A 14,600-nucleotide genomic window follows, 5' to 3' on the forward strand; every position below is an offset into this window, starting at 1 on the left:
GATGGCGGGGCTCACAGGGAGGCTCCCATGCGCACCCGTCACGCTCTCGCCGTCCTCGCCGTCCTCGCCGTCACCGCCACGCCGCTCTTCGCCCAGTCGCCGGGGACCGTGCCCTCGGCGGTCGGCGCCGAGACCGGCCGCTTCGTCCTGCGCGACTATCCGGACGGCGTGCTCCGGATGGACACCCGCACGGGCGCCGTCTCCTATTGCACCCGCGCCGACGGCGCCGTCACCTGCCGGCTCGCCGCCGACGACCGGACGGCGCTGGCCCAGGAGATCGAGCGGCTCAAGGCGGAGAACGAGGCGCTGAGGCGCGGCGGCGTACAAGCCGCCCGTCCGGCCCAGCCGGGGGGCGAGGGGATGACGCTGCCGAGCGACGCGGAAGTCGACCGGGCGCTGAGCCTCGCCGAGCGCATCTGGCGGCGGCTGCGCTCCATGATCCGCGAGAGCGAGGACAATCCGCTGCCCGAGCGGCGGCTCTGATCAGGCGGCGCGGCCGACCGGCGGCTTGTCCAGACCCTTCGGCGACAGCGTGAACACCTCGACGCCGTCGCGCGTCACGCCCACCGTATGTTCGAACTGGGCGGAGAGCGAACGGTCGCGCGTCACCGCGGTCCAGCCGTCGGAGAGCACCTTCACGTGCGGACGGCCAAGGTTCACCATGGGCTCGATGGTGAAGATCATGCCGGGCTTCAGGAGGCTGCCCTCGCCGGGCTTACCGAGGTGGACGATGTTCGGCTCGTCGTGGAACAGCTTGCCGACGCCGTGGCCGCAGAAGTCCCGCACAACGCTCATGTGCTGCGGCTCGACATAGCTCTGGATGGCGTGGCCGATGTCGCCGACCGTGTTGCCCGGCCTCACCGCGGCGACGCCGCGCAGCAGGGATTCGTAGGTCACGTCGATCAGCCGCTCGGCCCGGCGGGGAATGTCGCCCACCGCATACATCCGGGAGGCGTCGCCGTGCCAGCCGTCGAGGATGAAGGTCACGTCGATGTTGACGATGTCGCCGTCGCGGAACGGCTTGTCGTTCGGCATGCCGTGGCACACCACGTGGTTCAGCGACGTGCAGCAGGAAAACTCATAGCCGCGATAGGCGAGGGTGGCCGGATAGGCCCCGTTGTCCATGCCGAACTCGAAGACGAGGCGATCGATGTGCTCGGTCGGAACGCCTTCCTTCACCTCCTCCACGAGCATGTCGAGGCATTCGGCGACGAGGCGGCCGGCCTTGCGCATGCCGACGAAGGCTTCCTCGCCATAGAGTTTGATCTGGCCGTTCTTGCGCATCTGCGCCGAACCGGCCTCGACATAGGTGACCACTGGCACGTTCCCGGAGTTTGGTCCGAGATAGGGAATTTGCGTCGGCGGGGCAAGTCCGGCGCCGCCGACGGGGCTCTCAGCGCCGGGCGATCGGCTCACCGATCATCCAGACCTCGCTCTCGAAGATCCGGCCGCCGCCGGGCTCCTCGTCGTCGGGGTCCTCCTGGCGCTCGTGATAGCCGCGCTCCGTCCAGCCCTCGGGAAGGACGAGGTCGAGATCGCGCACGATGCTGCGGTGGCGCCGGTCCAGGGGCGTCCAGGTCTGGTAGCGGTGGGCGCGGCGTTCGAAGCGTTTCCCATAGGCGGGATCGAGGAACACGCCGACCTCGGCCATGAACAGGTTGGGCCACCGGGTCAGGATATAGATCTTCTCCCTGGCGCGGTTCACCGGGCGGGCTGCGGCGAGATGGGCTGCGGCATGGATCATGGCCTGCAGGACCCGACGCTGGTTGTCAGGACGGGCGCTGGGCGGGTCGACGAGCCGCTGGTCGACGGGCGGGTGCCAGTGGTCGCAGGGTCTGTACTGGTCGCCTGGCGGCGGAAAGAAGCCGGCAAACCCGGCCGCCCAGTTGTCGACCGCCTTGAGGTGTTTCCCGGCGTTGCGGACCGGTCGTGTCTTGCCGAGGGCGAGGCGGGGAACGGGCGTGGTCATAGCGAAGAACGGGCAGGTAGGACAAGGGAGCCCGCGCGGAGGTGCGGGCTCCCTTCGTCGCTCCGTCACTCCACAAGGTTCACGCCGTTCCAGCGAGCCACCTCGTCGGAGAGCATCGGGACATATTTGCCGCCGTTCCCCTGGGCTTCCGCCATGGCGAAATAGTTCTTCACGGCATTGCCCATCGGATTTGCGATGCCGGAGGCCTGCGCCATCGAGGCGCAGTAGCGCATGTCCTTGTGGGCATTGGCGAGCGTGAATTTGTGAGCGTTCTCATCGCGTTCGATGACGTACTTAAAGAAGGTCTGGTAGAAGCCGCAATCCATCCGCCCGCCCGAGAGCACGGCGTTCATCGCCTTCGGCGCCACGCCGTTGGCCTTGGCGACCGCCAGCGCTTCGGCATAGAGCGCCGCATAGCCCATCGACACGAAGTTGTTGACGATCTTCATCGTGTGGCCGGCCCCCGTCGGGCCGACATGGACGATGCGGCCGGCGAAACAGGCGATGACGTCGTGGACGCGGGCGAGATCGGCCTCGGCGCCGCCGGTCATCACGTCGAGCTTTCCCTCCCAGGCTTCCTTCGGCGTGCGCGACAGCGGCGCGTCGAGGAAGGTGATGCCGAGCGGGGCGAGCTCCTCCGCCAGGCGCCGGGTAAGGGTCGGTTCGGAGGTCGAGCAGTCGACGATGATCAGCCCCTTGCGGGCTCCCGCGCGCAGCCCGTCGGAGCCGTTCACCACCGCTTCCACCTGCGTCGAACCCGTGACGCAGATGAACACCACGTCGCTCGCTTCGGCGACGGCGCGGATGCTCTTCGCCTCCACGGCGCCGCGCTTCACCAGGTCCTCAACCGGCTCGCGGTTGCGGTTGGCGACGACGGTGAGGGGATAGCCCTTCTCGACGATGTTCTTCGCCATGCCGTGGCCCATCAGGCCGACGCCGACGAAACCGATCCGTGCCTTGGTCATGTGATCCTCCCGATCATGTTTGTTTGGTGGGGAGCCTATCCTCACTCCACCGGACGGACGAGAGGTAAAACGATTGAATTGTGCTTTCAAAAGTTGAATTAGATATTTAGTCTCGGGTTTTGAGGGGGCCTAAGATGAACGACATGATGGGCGAGCCGGCGCGTCCCGGACGGGTGACGCTGCAGCAGATCGCCGAGCGCCTCGGCGTGTCGACGGCCACCGTCTCGCTGGCCCTGCGGGCGAGCCCCCTGGTGGCGGAGGCGACGCGGCAGAAGGTCCAGGATCTCGCCCGCGACCTTGGCTATGTCTACAACCGCTCGGCCGCCAGCCTGCGCACCGCCCGCACCAACATGATCGCGGTGGGCGTGAACGACGTCGTGAACCCCTATTTCGGCGAGATTCTCGCGGCGATCGAGGAAACGCTGGCGGGCTCCGGCCACACCGTCCTCCTCGGCACCTATTCCGACGATCCGGCCAAGCAGGACAGGGTTCTGGCGACGCTCAAGGAATACCGCCCCGACGGCATGATCCTCTGCCCCGCCAACGGCTCGACGGGAGAGGCCCTCGCCATGATCGCCTCCGCCGGCATTCCCGTGGTCCAGATCACCCGCGAGATCGAGGGCATCGGCCTCGACGTCGTCGCCTCCGACGACGGCGTCGCCACCCGTCTCGCTCTCGACCATCTCCACGAGCTCGGCCATCGCCGCATCGCAGTGGTCGGCGGCAACGACACCATGTCGACCGGCCGCAACCGCCGAATCACCTACCGGGCCTGGCTTGCCGAGAAGGGGCTGCCGCTGGATCCCGCGCTGCTGGTGACCGGGCTCGGCACGCGCGACACCGGCTTTGCCGGCATCCAGGCGCTGCTCGACCTCGCCGAGCCGCCGACCGCCGCCGTCTGCATGAACGACCTCATCGCATTCGGCGTCATGATGGGCCTGCGTCAGCGCGGGCGGGAGGCGGGGCGCGACTTTTCGGTGGTCGGCGCCGACGACGTGCGCGAGGCCGCCATGTGGGCGCCGGGGCTGACGACCGTCTCCACCCACCCGAGCGAGCAGGGGCGGCGGGCCTGCGAACGTGTGCTGGTTCGCACGGTCAACCCGGCCCTGCCGGCGGCGCGCATCATTCTTCCGCCGACCCTCGTCGTGCGGGGGAGCACGGGGCCGGCACAGCGGTAGGACGGGCGCCGGGCGGGCGCCCGCCCGTCCCCTCAAGGTCAGGCGGATCAGAAGGCCTTCGCCAGCGCCTCGGCTTTGACCTTCGCCTCAGCGAGGGACGCCTCGGCCGAATCCGGCATGCCGGTATTGATCACCTGCAGGGAATGGATGGTCTCGAAGCCGAAGAACTTCAGCATCCACTCCACATAGGGCTTCTGGAAGTCGATGGCCTCGGCGCCGGAACCCGGGCCATAGGCGCCCATCGAGGCGGTGACGACGAGGGCCGGCTTGCCCTTCACCAGGCCGAAATAGCCCTGGTCCGGCGACCAGCCGAAGGTCTGGCCGGGCTGGGCGATGACGTCGATATAGTGCTTGAGCACATAGGGAACGGAGAAGTTCCACATCGGCGTCGCGATGACGATCTTGTCGGCGGCCTTGAAGTGGTCGGCGGCGGCCACGATCTTTCCCCAGGCCTGCGCCTGTTCGGCGGTGAAGTCCTTGCCGCCCATCACGGCGTATTTGGCGTCCAGGGTTGCGCCATCGAAGGCGGGCAGGTCGGCGGCCCAGAGGTCGAGGGTCTCCACCGTATCGCCGGGATGGGCGGCCTGGTAGGCGTCGAGGAAGGCCTGAGCGGCCTGGGTCGAATAGGAGCGGCCCTTGCGCGGGCTCGCTTCGATGAACAGCACTTTGGCCATGGGGGAGGTCCTTGCGTGAGGGACGAAAACCGGGGAGCAGCCTTGCTCGAAGCCCCATATGCGCCGTCGCTTCCCGCAAATAAATAAACGATAATGCCATGAGATGCTTGCGCGGACGCAAGCAGCCGGAGCCTTGACAGACATGACGCAGCCGCTGGTCTCCTGGGACGACTACCGCACCGTCCTCGCCGTCTCCTCGGCGCGCTCGCTGGCGGGCGCCGCCGAACTCCTCGCCGTCAACCAGTCCACCGTCTTCCGCCGTCTCGGCGCCATGGAGGAGCGTCTCGGCGCGCGGCTCTTCGAACGCAGCCGCACCGGCTATTCCCTCACCGCCGCCGGCGAGGGCATGGTCAAGCTCGCCGAGCGCATGTCCGAGGACATCATCGAGTTCGAGCGGCGCCTGACGGGGCAGGACCTGCGGCCCCAGGGCGAGGTGCGGGTGACGACCAACGACACGCTCGTCGTCCACCTGCTCACCCCGATCTTCGCCTCGTTCCGCAAGGCCTATCCGGAGATCACTCTGGACGTGGTGGTGGGCAACCAGTCGCTGAACCTGTCGAAGCGCGACGCCGACGTCGCGATCCGCGCGACGGCCGATCCGCCGGAGACGCTGGTCGGTCGCCGGCTCGCGGAAATCCCCTGGGCCATCTACGCGGCCGACAGCATGGGCCTCGCCGAACTCGATCCGGTCGACTACCGCTCCCACGCCTGGATCGGCCTCGGCGACAACCTCGCCGCGCTGAAGCCGAGCCGCTGGCTCGTCCAGCACGTCGGGGAGGACCGGATCGGCTGGCGCATCAATACCGTGCTCGGCCTCGCCGAAGCGGTGGCCGAGGGCGCCGGCATCGGCCTCCTGCCGTGCTTCATCGCGCGAACCTTCCCCAACCTGGTGCCGCTGTCGGGTCCCATCGCCGAGATTCCCGGCTCGCTGTGGATCCTCACCCATCCGGACCTGCGCTCCACGGCGCGCGTCAGGGTCTTCATGGACCATGTCGGCAGCGAGGTCGCCAGGCGGCGCAGCCAGATCGAGGGCGTCGCGCAGGGCTGAACGGCCGTCAGGCCTCCAGCACCTCGGTCAGGATCGAGGCAACGATGGCGCGCGTGGCGTCGGCCCGGCCGAGCGAGGCCGCGCGTCCCGCCATGGCGGCGAGGTCGTCGCGCCCTTCGGTCACCAGCCGTGCCGCCTTAGCCGCCAGCGCGGCGACGTCGGGTTCGAACAGCCCGGCGCCGGCATCCACCACGTGGTCGACATTGGCCGCTTCCTGGCCGGGGATGAAGCCGTAGAGGATCATCGGCAGGCCGCGGATGCTGGCTTCGGCGATGGTGCCCGGTCCGGCCTTGGTGACGAGCAGGTCGCAGGCCCCCATCAGGTCGCTCATCCGGTCGACATAGCCGAGCGTCGTCACCGGCACCGCCCAGGCCTCCGCCGCGAGCTGCGCCTTGAGCCTCACATTGCTGGCGCAGACCACCACGATCTGTGCGGCCGGTCCGCCGGGGCTCGCCGTGGCCAGGGCGGCCACCATCCGCGACACGATGGCCTCGATCGGGCCGATTCCGCCGCCGCCTCCCATGACGAGGATGGCCGGGAGCTCCGGATCGAGCCCGAAGGCGGCGCGCGTGTCGCGGCGCGCCGCAGCGGCACAGGCGAAATCGGCGCGGACGGGCAAGCCGTGGGCGTGCAGGCGCCGGCGCGGCAGGCCGCGCGACACGGCGAGCTCCACAGCGCGTTCGGTCGGCAGGTAGACCGCGGCGTTGCGCGGGTGGAGCCAGAGCGGGTGGATGCCGCCGAGATCGGTCACCACCGTGACGAAGGGGGTGCGCGGCGCCACCCGCTCCAGCACCGGGATGACGAGGTGGTTCACCAGCGGATGGACCGAGATGACGAGGTCGGGCTGCTCGCCGCGCAGCAGGGCCTCGATGCGGCTCTGCGACAGGCGCCGCACGATCGCCGCCGAGGACCGGCCGACCGGCGCGATCGCCGTCAGCCGCCACATGGCGTGCCAGAGGCGCGGCGTGCGGTTCACCACCGAATCGTAGGTCGCCGGCATGCGCGAGAAGGGAAAGGCGACGTGGTCGGTGAGGAGGTCGACGATGGTGACCCGGCAGCCCGGCCGCTGGGCGTGGAGTTCGGCCTCCAGCGCCCGCGCACTGGCGATGTGGCCACCGCCGGTGCGGCTCATCAGGATGAGCACGTGGGGCGGGTGGTGCGCCGGGCCGTCGGCGTCGGTGTGGCGGGCAGGGGCGTCGGTCACGCGAAAGTCTCCGCCCGCGTGTCTAGCGGCAGTCCGGCAGGAAGGCGAGGGCGCCCCATGGCGGTCCTTCGCCGCGCCATCCATCACGCCGCTTGATCGCGCGCGCCACAAGGGCTCACTTGCGGCAAGGCCGCAGCCTCCCGCATAAGGCGATGGTGACCGCGAGGAGACCGCCGATGCCCGTTCTGCCCACCGCCGCCGACGTCGCCGACGCCGCCCGCCTCATCGCCGGCGTGGCGCGGCGCACCCCGCTCCTCACCTCGCACGAGCTCGATGCCGTCACCGGCGGCCGCGTCTTCCTCAAGGCCGAGCCGTTCCAGCGCACCGGCTCCTTCAAGTTCCGCGGCGCCTACAACCGTCTCGCCCGCATCCCCGAGGACCGCAAGGCGGTCGGCGTCGTCGCCATGTCCTCCGGCAATCACGCCCAGGGCGTCGCCACCGCCGCGCAGCTTCTCGGCATCCGCGCCACCATCCTCATGCCGAAGGATTCGCCCGCCCTGAAGCGCGAGCGCACCGCCGCGGCCGGCGCCGAGGTCGTGCTCTTCGATCGGGCCAAGGACGACCGCGAGGCCATGGCCCGCGACATCGCCGCCTCGCGCGGCGCCATCGTCGTGCCGCCCTACGACGACTTCCACATCATGGCGGGGCAGGGCACGGTCGGCCGCGAGATCATGGAAGACCTCGGCGCGGCGAGCCTCTCACCCGACACGGTGCTCGTCTGCTGCTCCGGCGGCGGCCTCCTCGCCGGCATCGCCCTGGCGGTGAGCGAGAAGGCGCCTCAGGCGAAGATCTATTCCGTCGAGCCCGAGGGCTTCGACGACCATGCCCGGTCCTTCTCCGGCGGTGAGCGCGTGGCCAACGAGCGCCGCACCGGCTCGCTCTGCGACGGTCTCCTCGCCGCCATGCCGGGCGAGCTCACCTTCGCCGTCAACAAGCCGCTGGTCGCCGGCGGCCTCGTCGTGTCCGAGGACGAGGTGAGGAGCGCCGTCGCCTTCGCCTTCCGCGAGCTGAAGCTGGTGATCGAGCCCTCGGGCGCTGTGCCGCTGGCGGCGCTGCTCGCCGGCCGCATCGACGTGAAGGGCCAGGTGGTCGCCGCGGTGGTCTCCGGCGGCAACGTCGATCCGGCGCTCTTCGCCGAACTCATCGCCTGAGGGAGGCGGGGCGGGCGCCTCAGCTCGTCAGCGCCACCTTTTCCACGAAGCTGAGCTTCTCGATGTCCTCGATGCGCGGCAGGCCGGGGACGAGCGGTGCCTCCGCCTCGCGCGGGGCACGCGGCGTCTCGGCCAGCGGCATCTCCGAGGTGGAGAGCGCCGCCGCCGCCGTGGCGCGGGCGGTCGCCGGCACGTCCTCTTCTGCTGCGGCCGGGGGCGGAGCGGGCTCGCGCACCACCGGAGCGGCCGGAGCCGGCGCGGCCGGCTGCGGCGCCGCATCGGCGAAGAGCCCGTCGTCCAGCATCATGTCGACGTCGGACTGGATGAGGCCCTCGCCGGGCTTGGCCGGCCCGTTCAGCAGCGAGGCCTCCTCCGAGACCGGGCGCGGGGCCGGACCTGCGGGGGCGCGGCCCTCGCCCCAGATCGCCATCATCGAATCGATCCGGTCCTCGAGGAAGCGCAGCACGCCGATCACCTTGCGGGTGCGCTGTCCGGTGATGTCCTGGAACGAGCAGGCCGTGTAGATGTCGGTCGTCTTGGTGTCGATGAGGTCGCAGACCTCGCCCTCGGCCCCCATCTCGCGCAGCGTCCAGGCGATCTCCTGGATGGTCTCCGCGGCGCCGAGAATGTCGCCGGTCGCGGTGGCGGTCGCCTGCACGATGGCGTCGAGCTCGACGGAGGCGTCCTCGAAATGGCCGGTGCCGGCATCGACGCCCTCGGGCTTGATCGCCGCGATTTCCGCCTTGGTGCGGGCGATGGCGTGGGCCATCTCGCGGATCTCCATGCGGACCCGGTCGACGTCCGGCGCCGAACGGGGCACAGCCACCGCGCTCTCCAGCTTGCCGATGGCGTCGAGCACCGCGACGGTATCGGAATGGCGGTTGCGCTTGGCATATTCCGCCAGGAACCAGCGCCCGCGGGCCGTTTCCATGACCGCCTGCTCGATGGCCTCGTAATCGGCCTCGGCGAGGGACACGGGCGCCAGCCGTGACGGGGGCGTGATGTCGTCTGTCATCCGTCGGTCCGCTCTCGCAGGATGGATCGTCCCGGTCTAGAACGGAACGAGGAAACGATTCTCTGATGAAATCTTAATGGTCCGTGACCTTTCCGCAAAATCGGACGATTCCAAGCGATTTGCGTCACGGCTGGCGCTGTTTTACGCAGCGCTGTTCATCGGCTTCGGACTTCATCAACCCTTCTTTCCCGTCTGGCTGAAGGCCAAGGGTCTCGCCGACGGCCAGATCGGCATGGTGCTGGCGGGCGGCCAGCTCATCCGTCTGATCGCCACGCCGGTGGTGACCTATCTCGCCGACAAGGCGGGCATCCTCTCCTACGCCATCGTCATCTGCTGTTTCGCCACCGCCGTCGCCTTCATCGGCGTCGGGCTCGCCGACAGCTTCGTCATGATCCTCGTCGGCGTCGTCATCACGGGCCTCGTCTGGAGCCCGCTCGTGCCGCTGGTCGACGCCTATGGCCTCGCCGGCGTCGCCAAGCGCACCCTCGACTACGGCCGCATTCGGGTCTGGGGCTCGGTGGCCTTCATGGCGGCCAACATCGCCGGCGGCATCATCCTCACCCTGATCGCCCCCCAATGGATCGTCTGGATGATCTGGGCGAGCATGATTCCCCTCGTCGTGGCATCCGTCATGCTGGTCCACGATCGCCGCGACCGGTCCGTCGCGCCCTCGGGCCCGGGCTTCTTCAACCAGCGTTTCGTGCTCATCATGATCGCTGCCGCCCTGCTGCAGGCGAGCCACGCGGTCTATTACGGCTTCGCCTCCATCCACTGGAAGGCGCTCGGTTATTCCGGCTTCACCGTCGGCATGCTCTGGGCCGTCGCCGTCCTCGCCGAGATCGCCATGTTCTGGCTGGCGACGCGCTTCACCCGCGACTGGCGCCCCACCACCTTCCTGCTGATTGGCGGCGCCGGGGGCCTCCTGCGCTGGGTGCTGATGGCCCTCGACCCGCCGCTGTGGATCAACGCACCGCTGCAGATCCTGCACGCGGCCGGTTTCGGCCTCGTCCACCTCGGCACCATGTCCTATCTCGCCGCACGCCTTCCCGCCCACCAGCGCGCGAGCGGGCAGGGGACCGTCTCGGTCGCCATCGGCGGAGCCATGGCGCTGGCGACCCTCATCGCCGGCTATCTCTATGCCCGGGTCGGTGCCTCGGCCTATCTCGCCATGGGCTCGCTCTGCGCCGCCGGGCTCCTCGTCACCGCGGTGGCGAGGGCCATGCCGGTGCCGCGCCCGGCGGTTCCGGCTCAGCCCCAGAGCGAGGGCGTCGGCGGATAGACGGTGGCGCCCTCGTAGCGCAGGCCTTCCGGCCGGTCCTCGCGCAGGAGGAGCGGGCCGTCGAGATCGACGAGAAACGCCCTCTGCGCGATCAGGGTGGCCGGCGCCATGGACAGCGAGGTGCCGAGCATGCACCCCGTCATGATCTTGAGACCCAGCTTCTCCGCCTCGGCGACCAGCAGGAAGGCCTCGGTGAGGCCGCCGGTCTTGTCGAGCTTGACGTTGATGGCGTCGTACTTGCCGGCGAGCTTGGCCAGCGACGGACGGTCGTGGACGCTCTCGTCGGCGCAGATCGGAATCGGACGGCGGACGTGCCGCAGCGCCTCGTCGTCGGAGGCGGGCAGGGGCTGTTCCACCAGCGCGATGCGGAAGCGTTCGCAGACCGCGAGGTTCGCTTCCAGATTGGCCGGGGTCCACCCCTCGTTGGCGTCGATGACGAGGGTCGCATCCGGCACGGCGGCGCGGATGGCCGCGAGCCGGTCGGCGTCGCCCTCGCCGCCGAGCTTGATCTTGAGGTGCGGGCGGCCGCACCGCGCCGCCTGCTCGGCCATCTCCTCCGGCGAGGAGAGCGAGATCGTATAGACCGTCGTCAGCGGCTTCGGCGTCGGCATGCCAGCGAGGTCCCAGGCGCGCTTGCCGGCGAGCTTGGCCTCGAGGTCCCACAGCGCGCAGTCCACCGCATTGCGCGCCGCGCCCGGCTTCATCGCGGTGAGCAGGCCCTGCCGGTCGAGGCCGTTGTCGAGCGCGTCGACCATGGCCTCGATGTCGGCGGCGACCCCGTCCACCGATTCGCCGTAGCGCGGATAGGGGACGCATTCCGCCCGGCCGATGGCCGAGCCCTCGCGGATTTCGCACACGACCACCACCGCCTCGGTGCGCGAGCCGCGCGAGATGGTGAAGGTGCCGGCGATCGGCCAGCGCTCGGTGCGGACGGTCAGTTCACGGGAGGCCATGATGCGGGAAGCCTCAGTTCGCCCGGCGGGCGGAGGTCTTGGCCTTCTTCGGCCGCGGCTCCGGCTCGCCGTAGAGCTCGGCGAGCGCGTCCACCAGGGGCTCGACGCCGAAGCGCACCGGGTCGGTGGCCGGCAGCTCGTATTCGCGCGACAGGCGGTCAAGATAGGTGAAGGCCTGGTCCTCCGAGAGGTGCTCGGTGTTGATCGACAGGCCCGTGCAGATGATGGCCGGGTTGGTGAGGCGCCCGAGGGCGACCGTCTGCTCGATCACATCGTCGATGGAGGGGAGCGGCGTCTGCACGCCGCGCATGGTGCGCCGGGTCGGCTCGTGGCAGACGATGAAGGCGTCCGGCTGGGCGCCGTGCAACAGGCCCAGCGTCACGCCGGCGAAAGAGGGATGGAAGAGCGAGCCCTGGCCCTCGACCACGTCCCAGTGCAGCGGGTCGGCGGCGGGGGTGAGCCACTCGGCCGCACCGGCGATGAAGTCGGCCACCACCGCGTCGACGGCGACGCCGCGGCCGGAGATGAAGATGCCGGTCTGGCCGGTGGCGCGGAAATCGGCGTCGAAGCCGCGCTCCCGCATGCCCTTCTCCATGGCCAGCGCCGTGTACTTCTTGCCGACGGAGCAGTCGGTGCCGACCATCAGCAGCCGCTTGCCCGAGCGCAGGCCGCCCTTGCCGGTGGCGAAGGTCTGGGTCGGATGGCGCACGTCGTGAAGCTGGCGGCCGTGCTTCTTGGCGGCGGCGGCGATCTTCGGGATGTCCGAGAGCTTCGCGTGCAGGCCGGTGGCGATGTCCATGCCCGCCTCGATCGCCTCGACGATGCTGGCGATCCAGTGGTCGGGCAGCACGCCGCCGGCATTGACCACGCCCACCACCAGGGTCTTGGCGCCGGCCTTGGCGCCCTGGGTGATCGACAGGTCGTCCAGACCCGTATCGGCCTTGCAGCCTTCCAGCCGCACCTGGCCGACGCACCAGTCGCGGCGCCAGTCGACGATGCCCTGCGCCGTCTTGGCGGCGAGCTGGTCGTGGACGTCCCCGAGGAAGAGGAGATAGGGCTTGGCGAGTTCCATGAGACGGCCTGCAGCGGAGAATGAGAGGGGCGGCGACCTCGACGGCGCCGGACGGCTCCTTTATGGAGAGACCGAGCGCGCGTGCCAAGCCGGACCGGCGCATGCGACTTAATCGAAATTCGCGGCCGTGAGTGGGAAGCGCCTCGTGCCTGAAGCCCAACTGGCGAGCAGAGTGGACGGCAGCCGCCTGACGGTGGCGCTGGCCGGCATGTGGACGGCGGAGACGGCCGGCGACATGGAGCCGAAGGTCGCCGGCCTCATCGCCGAGGGCGGCTCGCCGCAGTCCGTCCTTCTCGACTTCTCCCGCGTCCAGCGCCTCGACACGCTCGGCGGCACGCTGGTGCGCGGCATCGAAATGGCTTTCGGCGCCCGCGGCATTCCGGTGGAGCGGACGGGCCTGTCCAAGGCGGCCGCCACCATCTACGGCGAGATATCCGAAGGGCTGTCTGAGGCCGCGCCGGTTCCGGCGAAGCAGAAGCCGGCCGTGATCCAGGCGCTCGACAAGGTCGGCGAGCAGATGGTGGAGGCCGGCCGCGACGTCGTGGCGCTCGTGTCCTTCTTCGGCGAGGTGGTCGCCGCCGCGGGCTCGCTCTTCACCGGCGTCGGTCGCTTCCGTCTGGCCGCCGTGGTGACCCAGCTCGACCGGGTCGCCTTCCGCGCCGTGCCCATCATGGCGCTGATCACCTTCCTCATCGGCGGGATCATCGCCCAGCAGGGCATCTTCTTCTTCCGCGACTTCGGCGCCGACACCTATGTGGTCGATCTCGTGTCGATTCTGACTCTTCGCGAGATCGGCGTCCTCATCGTCTCGATCATGGTGGCGGGGCGCACCGGCTCGGCCTTCACCGCCGAGATCGGCTCGATGAAGATGCGCGAGGAGATCGACGCGCTGAAGGTCATGGGTCTCAATCCCGTCGAGGTCCTGGTCCTGCCGCGGCTCATCGCGCTCGTCCTCGGCCTGCCTCTGCTGACCTTCATCGGCAACATCTCCGCCATCATGGGCGGCGCCATGGTGGCGCAGTTCTACGGGCAGATCCCCCTCGACATCTTCTTCACCCGCATGCAGGAGGAGGTCTCCCAGCGCCATATCTGGGTGGGGCTCTTCAAGGCCCCCTTCATGGCGCTGATCATCGGCCTCGTCGCCTGCATCGAGGGCATGCGGGTCAAGGGCTCGGCGGAGAGCCTCGGCCAGCAAACTACCGCCTCCGTGGTCAAGGCGATCTTCCTGGTCATCGTTCTGGACGGCCTGTTCGCCATCCTGTTCGCCAGCCTCGGCTACTGAGGGAAGGATCGTCCGTGGGAGATTACGAGACCGGTGACGTCATCATCTCCGTCCGCGACGTCGCCATCGGCTTCGGCGAGCGGATGATCATCGACGGCCTCGACCTCGACGTCCGGGCGGGCGAAGTCCTCGGCGTGGTCGGCGGCTCGGGAACGGGCAAGTCCGTGCTCACCCGCTGCATCATCGGCCTCGTGCCGAAGCGCCGCGGCACGATCAGCGTCTTCGACCAGGACCTCGACGGCCTGACGCGTGCCGAACACAAGGCCATCGAGCGGCGCTGGGGCGTGCTGTTCCAGCACGGCGCGCTGTTCTCCTCGCTGACCGTGAAGCAGAACATCCAGGTGCCGCTGCGCGAATATCTCAAGCTCTCCGAGCCGCTGATGGACGAGATCGCCCGGCTCAAGATCGCCATGGTGGGCCTCAAGCCGGACGCGGCCGACAAGTTCCCCTCCGAACTCTCCGGCGGCATGATCAAGCGCGCCGCGCTCGCCCGCGCGCTCGCCCTCGATCCCGAGATCGTCTTCCTCGACGAGCCGACCTCCGGCCTCGATCCCATCGGCGCCGAGGAATTCGACACGCTCATCAGGACGTTACGCGACACCCTGGGGCTGACCGTGTATATGGTGACCCACGACCTCGATAGCCTGGCGCGAATCTGCGATCGCATCGCGGCTCTTGCGGAGGGCAAGGTCATCGCCACGGGAACGATGGAGGACATGGTTCGCCATCCCCATCCGTGGCTGAAGCAGTATTTCGGCGGCGAACGCGCCCGTGCCGCCCGGGTCAAGGCGTGAAGGACGTGAGCTGACG

General features: G+C 69.3%; 15 protein-coding genes. 7 read left to right on the forward strand and 8 right to left on the reverse strand.

The genetic code is table 11. The features are described from left to right. Positions 1–27 precede the first annotated feature (27 nt). Positions 28–483 carry a hypothetical protein gene (locus C6569_RS05880; RefSeq protein WP_106747969.1) on the forward strand — a complete coding sequence of 152 codons (456 nt, stop codon included), beginning with the start codon at positions 28–30 and terminating at the stop codon, positions 481–483. On the opposite strand, the gene map is transcribed toward C6569_RS05880, so the two are convergent. The 3 genes from map to C6569_RS05895 all read right to left on the reverse strand — a co-directional run bounded on the left by map (position 484) and on the right by C6569_RS05895 (position 2,934). Continuing rightward, positions 484–1,284, reverse strand: a complete 801-nt coding sequence (map, locus tag C6569_RS05885; protein ID WP_106750917.1) for a type I methionyl aminopeptidase — start codon at positions 1,282–1,284, stop codon at positions 484–486. A 109-nt stretch (positions 1,285–1,393) separates the two neighbouring features. Further along, positions 1,394–1,969 (reverse strand): DUF3916 domain-containing protein, encoded by a 576-nt coding sequence (locus tag C6569_RS05890; RefSeq protein ID WP_106747970.1) that lies wholly within the window; start codon positions 1,967–1,969, stop codon positions 1,394–1,396. Between the two features lie 65 nt (positions 1,970–2,034). Further along, on the reverse strand, positions 2,035–2,934 hold the full coding sequence (locus C6569_RS05895) for an NAD(P)-dependent oxidoreductase (RefSeq protein ID WP_106747971.1): 900 nt from the start codon (positions 2,932–2,934) through the stop codon (positions 2,035–2,037). 134 nt (positions 2,935–3,068) lie between these two features. Here C6569_RS05895 and C6569_RS05900 point away from each other — a divergent pair, with 134 nt between their 5' ends. Further along, positions 3,069–4,112 carry a LacI family DNA-binding transcriptional regulator gene (locus tag C6569_RS05900; RefSeq protein WP_106747972.1) on the forward strand — a complete coding sequence of 348 codons (1,044 nt, stop codon included), beginning with the start codon at positions 3,069–3,071 and terminating at the stop codon, positions 4,110–4,112. A gap of 47 nt (positions 4,113–4,159) precedes the next feature. Here C6569_RS05900 and C6569_RS05905 read toward each other — a convergent pair whose 3' ends face one another. Beyond that, the gene (locus C6569_RS05905; RefSeq protein ID WP_106747973.1) at positions 4,160–4,786 is read right to left on the reverse strand and encodes an FMN-dependent NADH-azoreductase; all 627 of its coding nucleotides are present in this window, start codon (positions 4,784–4,786) and stop codon (positions 4,160–4,162) included. 142 nt (positions 4,787–4,928) lie between these two features. On the opposite strand from C6569_RS05905, the gene C6569_RS05910 reads away from it, so the two are divergent. After that, positions 4,929–5,834, forward strand: a complete 906-nt coding sequence (locus tag C6569_RS05910) for a LysR family transcriptional regulator (RefSeq protein WP_181313929.1) — start codon at positions 4,929–4,931, stop codon at positions 5,832–5,834. Positions 5,835–5,841: 7 nt separating this feature from the next. Here C6569_RS05910 and C6569_RS05915 read toward each other — a convergent pair whose 3' ends face one another. Next, positions 5,842–7,038, reverse strand: a complete 1,197-nt coding sequence (locus C6569_RS05915) for an MGDG synthase family glycosyltransferase (protein WP_181313931.1) — start codon at positions 7,036–7,038, stop codon at positions 5,842–5,844. A 176-nt stretch (positions 7,039–7,214) separates the two neighbouring features. On the opposite strand from C6569_RS05915, the gene C6569_RS05920 reads away from it, so the two are divergent. Continuing rightward, the gene (locus C6569_RS05920) at positions 7,215–8,189 is read left to right on the forward strand and encodes a threonine ammonia-lyase (RefSeq protein WP_106747975.1); all 975 of its coding nucleotides are present in this window, start codon (positions 7,215–7,217) and stop codon (positions 8,187–8,189) included. Between the two features lie 19 nt (positions 8,190–8,208). Here the strand turns inward: C6569_RS05920 and C6569_RS05925 are convergent, their stop codons facing one another. Continuing rightward, positions 8,209–9,204: a hypothetical protein gene (locus tag C6569_RS05925; RefSeq protein WP_106747976.1), complete on the reverse strand. Its 996-nt coding sequence runs from the start codon at positions 9,202–9,204 to the stop codon at positions 8,209–8,211. Between the two features lie 76 nt (positions 9,205–9,280). Between C6569_RS05925 and C6569_RS05930 the strand changes: the two genes are divergently transcribed. After that, positions 9,281–10,483 (forward strand): MFS transporter, encoded by a 1,203-nt coding sequence (locus C6569_RS05930; RefSeq protein WP_106747977.1) that lies wholly within the window; start codon positions 9,281–9,283, stop codon positions 10,481–10,483. Here the strand turns inward: C6569_RS05930 and dgcA are convergent. Next, entirely contained in the window at positions 10,453–11,436 is a 984-nt protein-coding gene (dgcA, locus tag C6569_RS05935; RefSeq protein WP_106747978.1) for an N-acetyl-D-Glu racemase DgcA, read from the reverse strand. The genes C6569_RS05930 and dgcA overlap by 31 nt on opposite strands. Positions 11,437–11,449: 13 nt before the next feature. Beyond that, positions 11,450–12,508: an N-acetyltransferase DgcN gene (gene dgcN / locus C6569_RS05940; RefSeq protein ID WP_106747979.1), complete on the reverse strand. Its 1,059-nt coding sequence runs from the start codon at positions 12,506–12,508 to the stop codon at positions 11,450–11,452. A gap of 172 nt (positions 12,509–12,680) precedes the next feature. Here dgcN and C6569_RS05945 point away from each other — a divergent pair, with 172 nt between their 5' ends. Both C6569_RS05945 and C6569_RS05950 read left to right on the forward strand, forming a co-directional pair. Beyond that, positions 12,681–13,790, forward strand: a complete 1,110-nt coding sequence (locus C6569_RS05945; protein WP_245898248.1) for an MlaE family lipid ABC transporter permease subunit — start codon at positions 12,681–12,683, stop codon at positions 13,788–13,790. 83 nt (positions 13,791–13,873) lie between these two features. Then, entirely contained in the window at positions 13,874–14,584 is a 711-nt protein-coding gene (locus C6569_RS05950; protein ID WP_106750920.1) for an ABC transporter ATP-binding protein, read from the forward strand. The last annotated feature ends 16 nt before the right edge of the window (positions 14,585–14,600 follow it).

Source organism: Phreatobacter cathodiphilus (genome assembly GCF_003008515.1).
GTDB lineage: Bacteria > Pseudomonadota > Alphaproteobacteria > Rhizobiales > Phreatobacteraceae > Phreatobacter > Phreatobacter cathodiphilus.

Excerpts from the sequence above, each read along its gene's own strand:
- C6569_RS05880 (WP_106747969.1), top strand. The coding sequence starts at position 28 with ATGCGCACCCGTCACGCTCTCGCCGTCCTCGCCGTCCTCGCCGTCACC.
- map (WP_106750917.1), bottom strand. The coding sequence starts at position 1,284 with ATGCGCAAGAACGGCCAGATCAAACTCTATGGCGAGGAAGCCTTCGTC.
- C6569_RS05890 (WP_106747970.1), bottom strand. The coding sequence starts at position 1,969 with ATGACCACGCCCGTTCCCCGCCTCGCCCTCGGCAAGACACGACCGGTC.
- C6569_RS05895 (WP_106747971.1), bottom strand. The coding sequence starts at position 2,934 with ATGACCAAGGCACGGATCGGTTTCGTCGGCGTCGGCCTGATGGGCCAC.
- C6569_RS05900 (WP_106747972.1), top strand. The coding sequence starts at position 3,069 with ATGAACGACATGATGGGCGAGCCGGCGCGTCCCGGACGGGTGACGCTG.
- C6569_RS05905 (WP_106747973.1), bottom strand. The coding sequence starts at position 4,786 with ATGGCCAAAGTGCTGTTCATCGAAGCGAGCCCGCGCAAGGGCCGCTCC.
- C6569_RS05910 (WP_181313929.1), top strand. The coding sequence starts at position 4,929 with ATGACGCAGCCGCTGGTCTCCTGGGACGACTACCGCACCGTCCTCGCC.
- C6569_RS05920 (WP_106747975.1), top strand. The coding sequence starts at position 7,215 with ATGCCCGTTCTGCCCACCGCCGCCGACGTCGCCGACGCCGCCCGCCTC.
- C6569_RS05925 (WP_106747976.1), bottom strand. The coding sequence starts at position 9,204 with ATGACAGACGACATCACGCCCCCGTCACGGCTGGCGCCCGTGTCCCTC.
- C6569_RS05930 (WP_106747977.1), top strand. The coding sequence starts at position 9,281 with ATGGTCCGTGACCTTTCCGCAAAATCGGACGATTCCAAGCGATTTGCG.
- dgcA (WP_106747978.1), bottom strand. The coding sequence starts at position 11,436 with ATGGCCTCCCGTGAACTGACCGTCCGCACCGAGCGCTGGCCGATCGCC.
- dgcN (WP_106747979.1), bottom strand. The coding sequence starts at position 12,508 with ATGGAACTCGCCAAGCCCTATCTCCTCTTCCTCGGGGACGTCCACGAC.
- C6569_RS05950 (WP_106750920.1), top strand. The coding sequence starts at position 13,874 with ATGATCATCGACGGCCTCGACCTCGACGTCCGGGCGGGCGAAGTCCTC.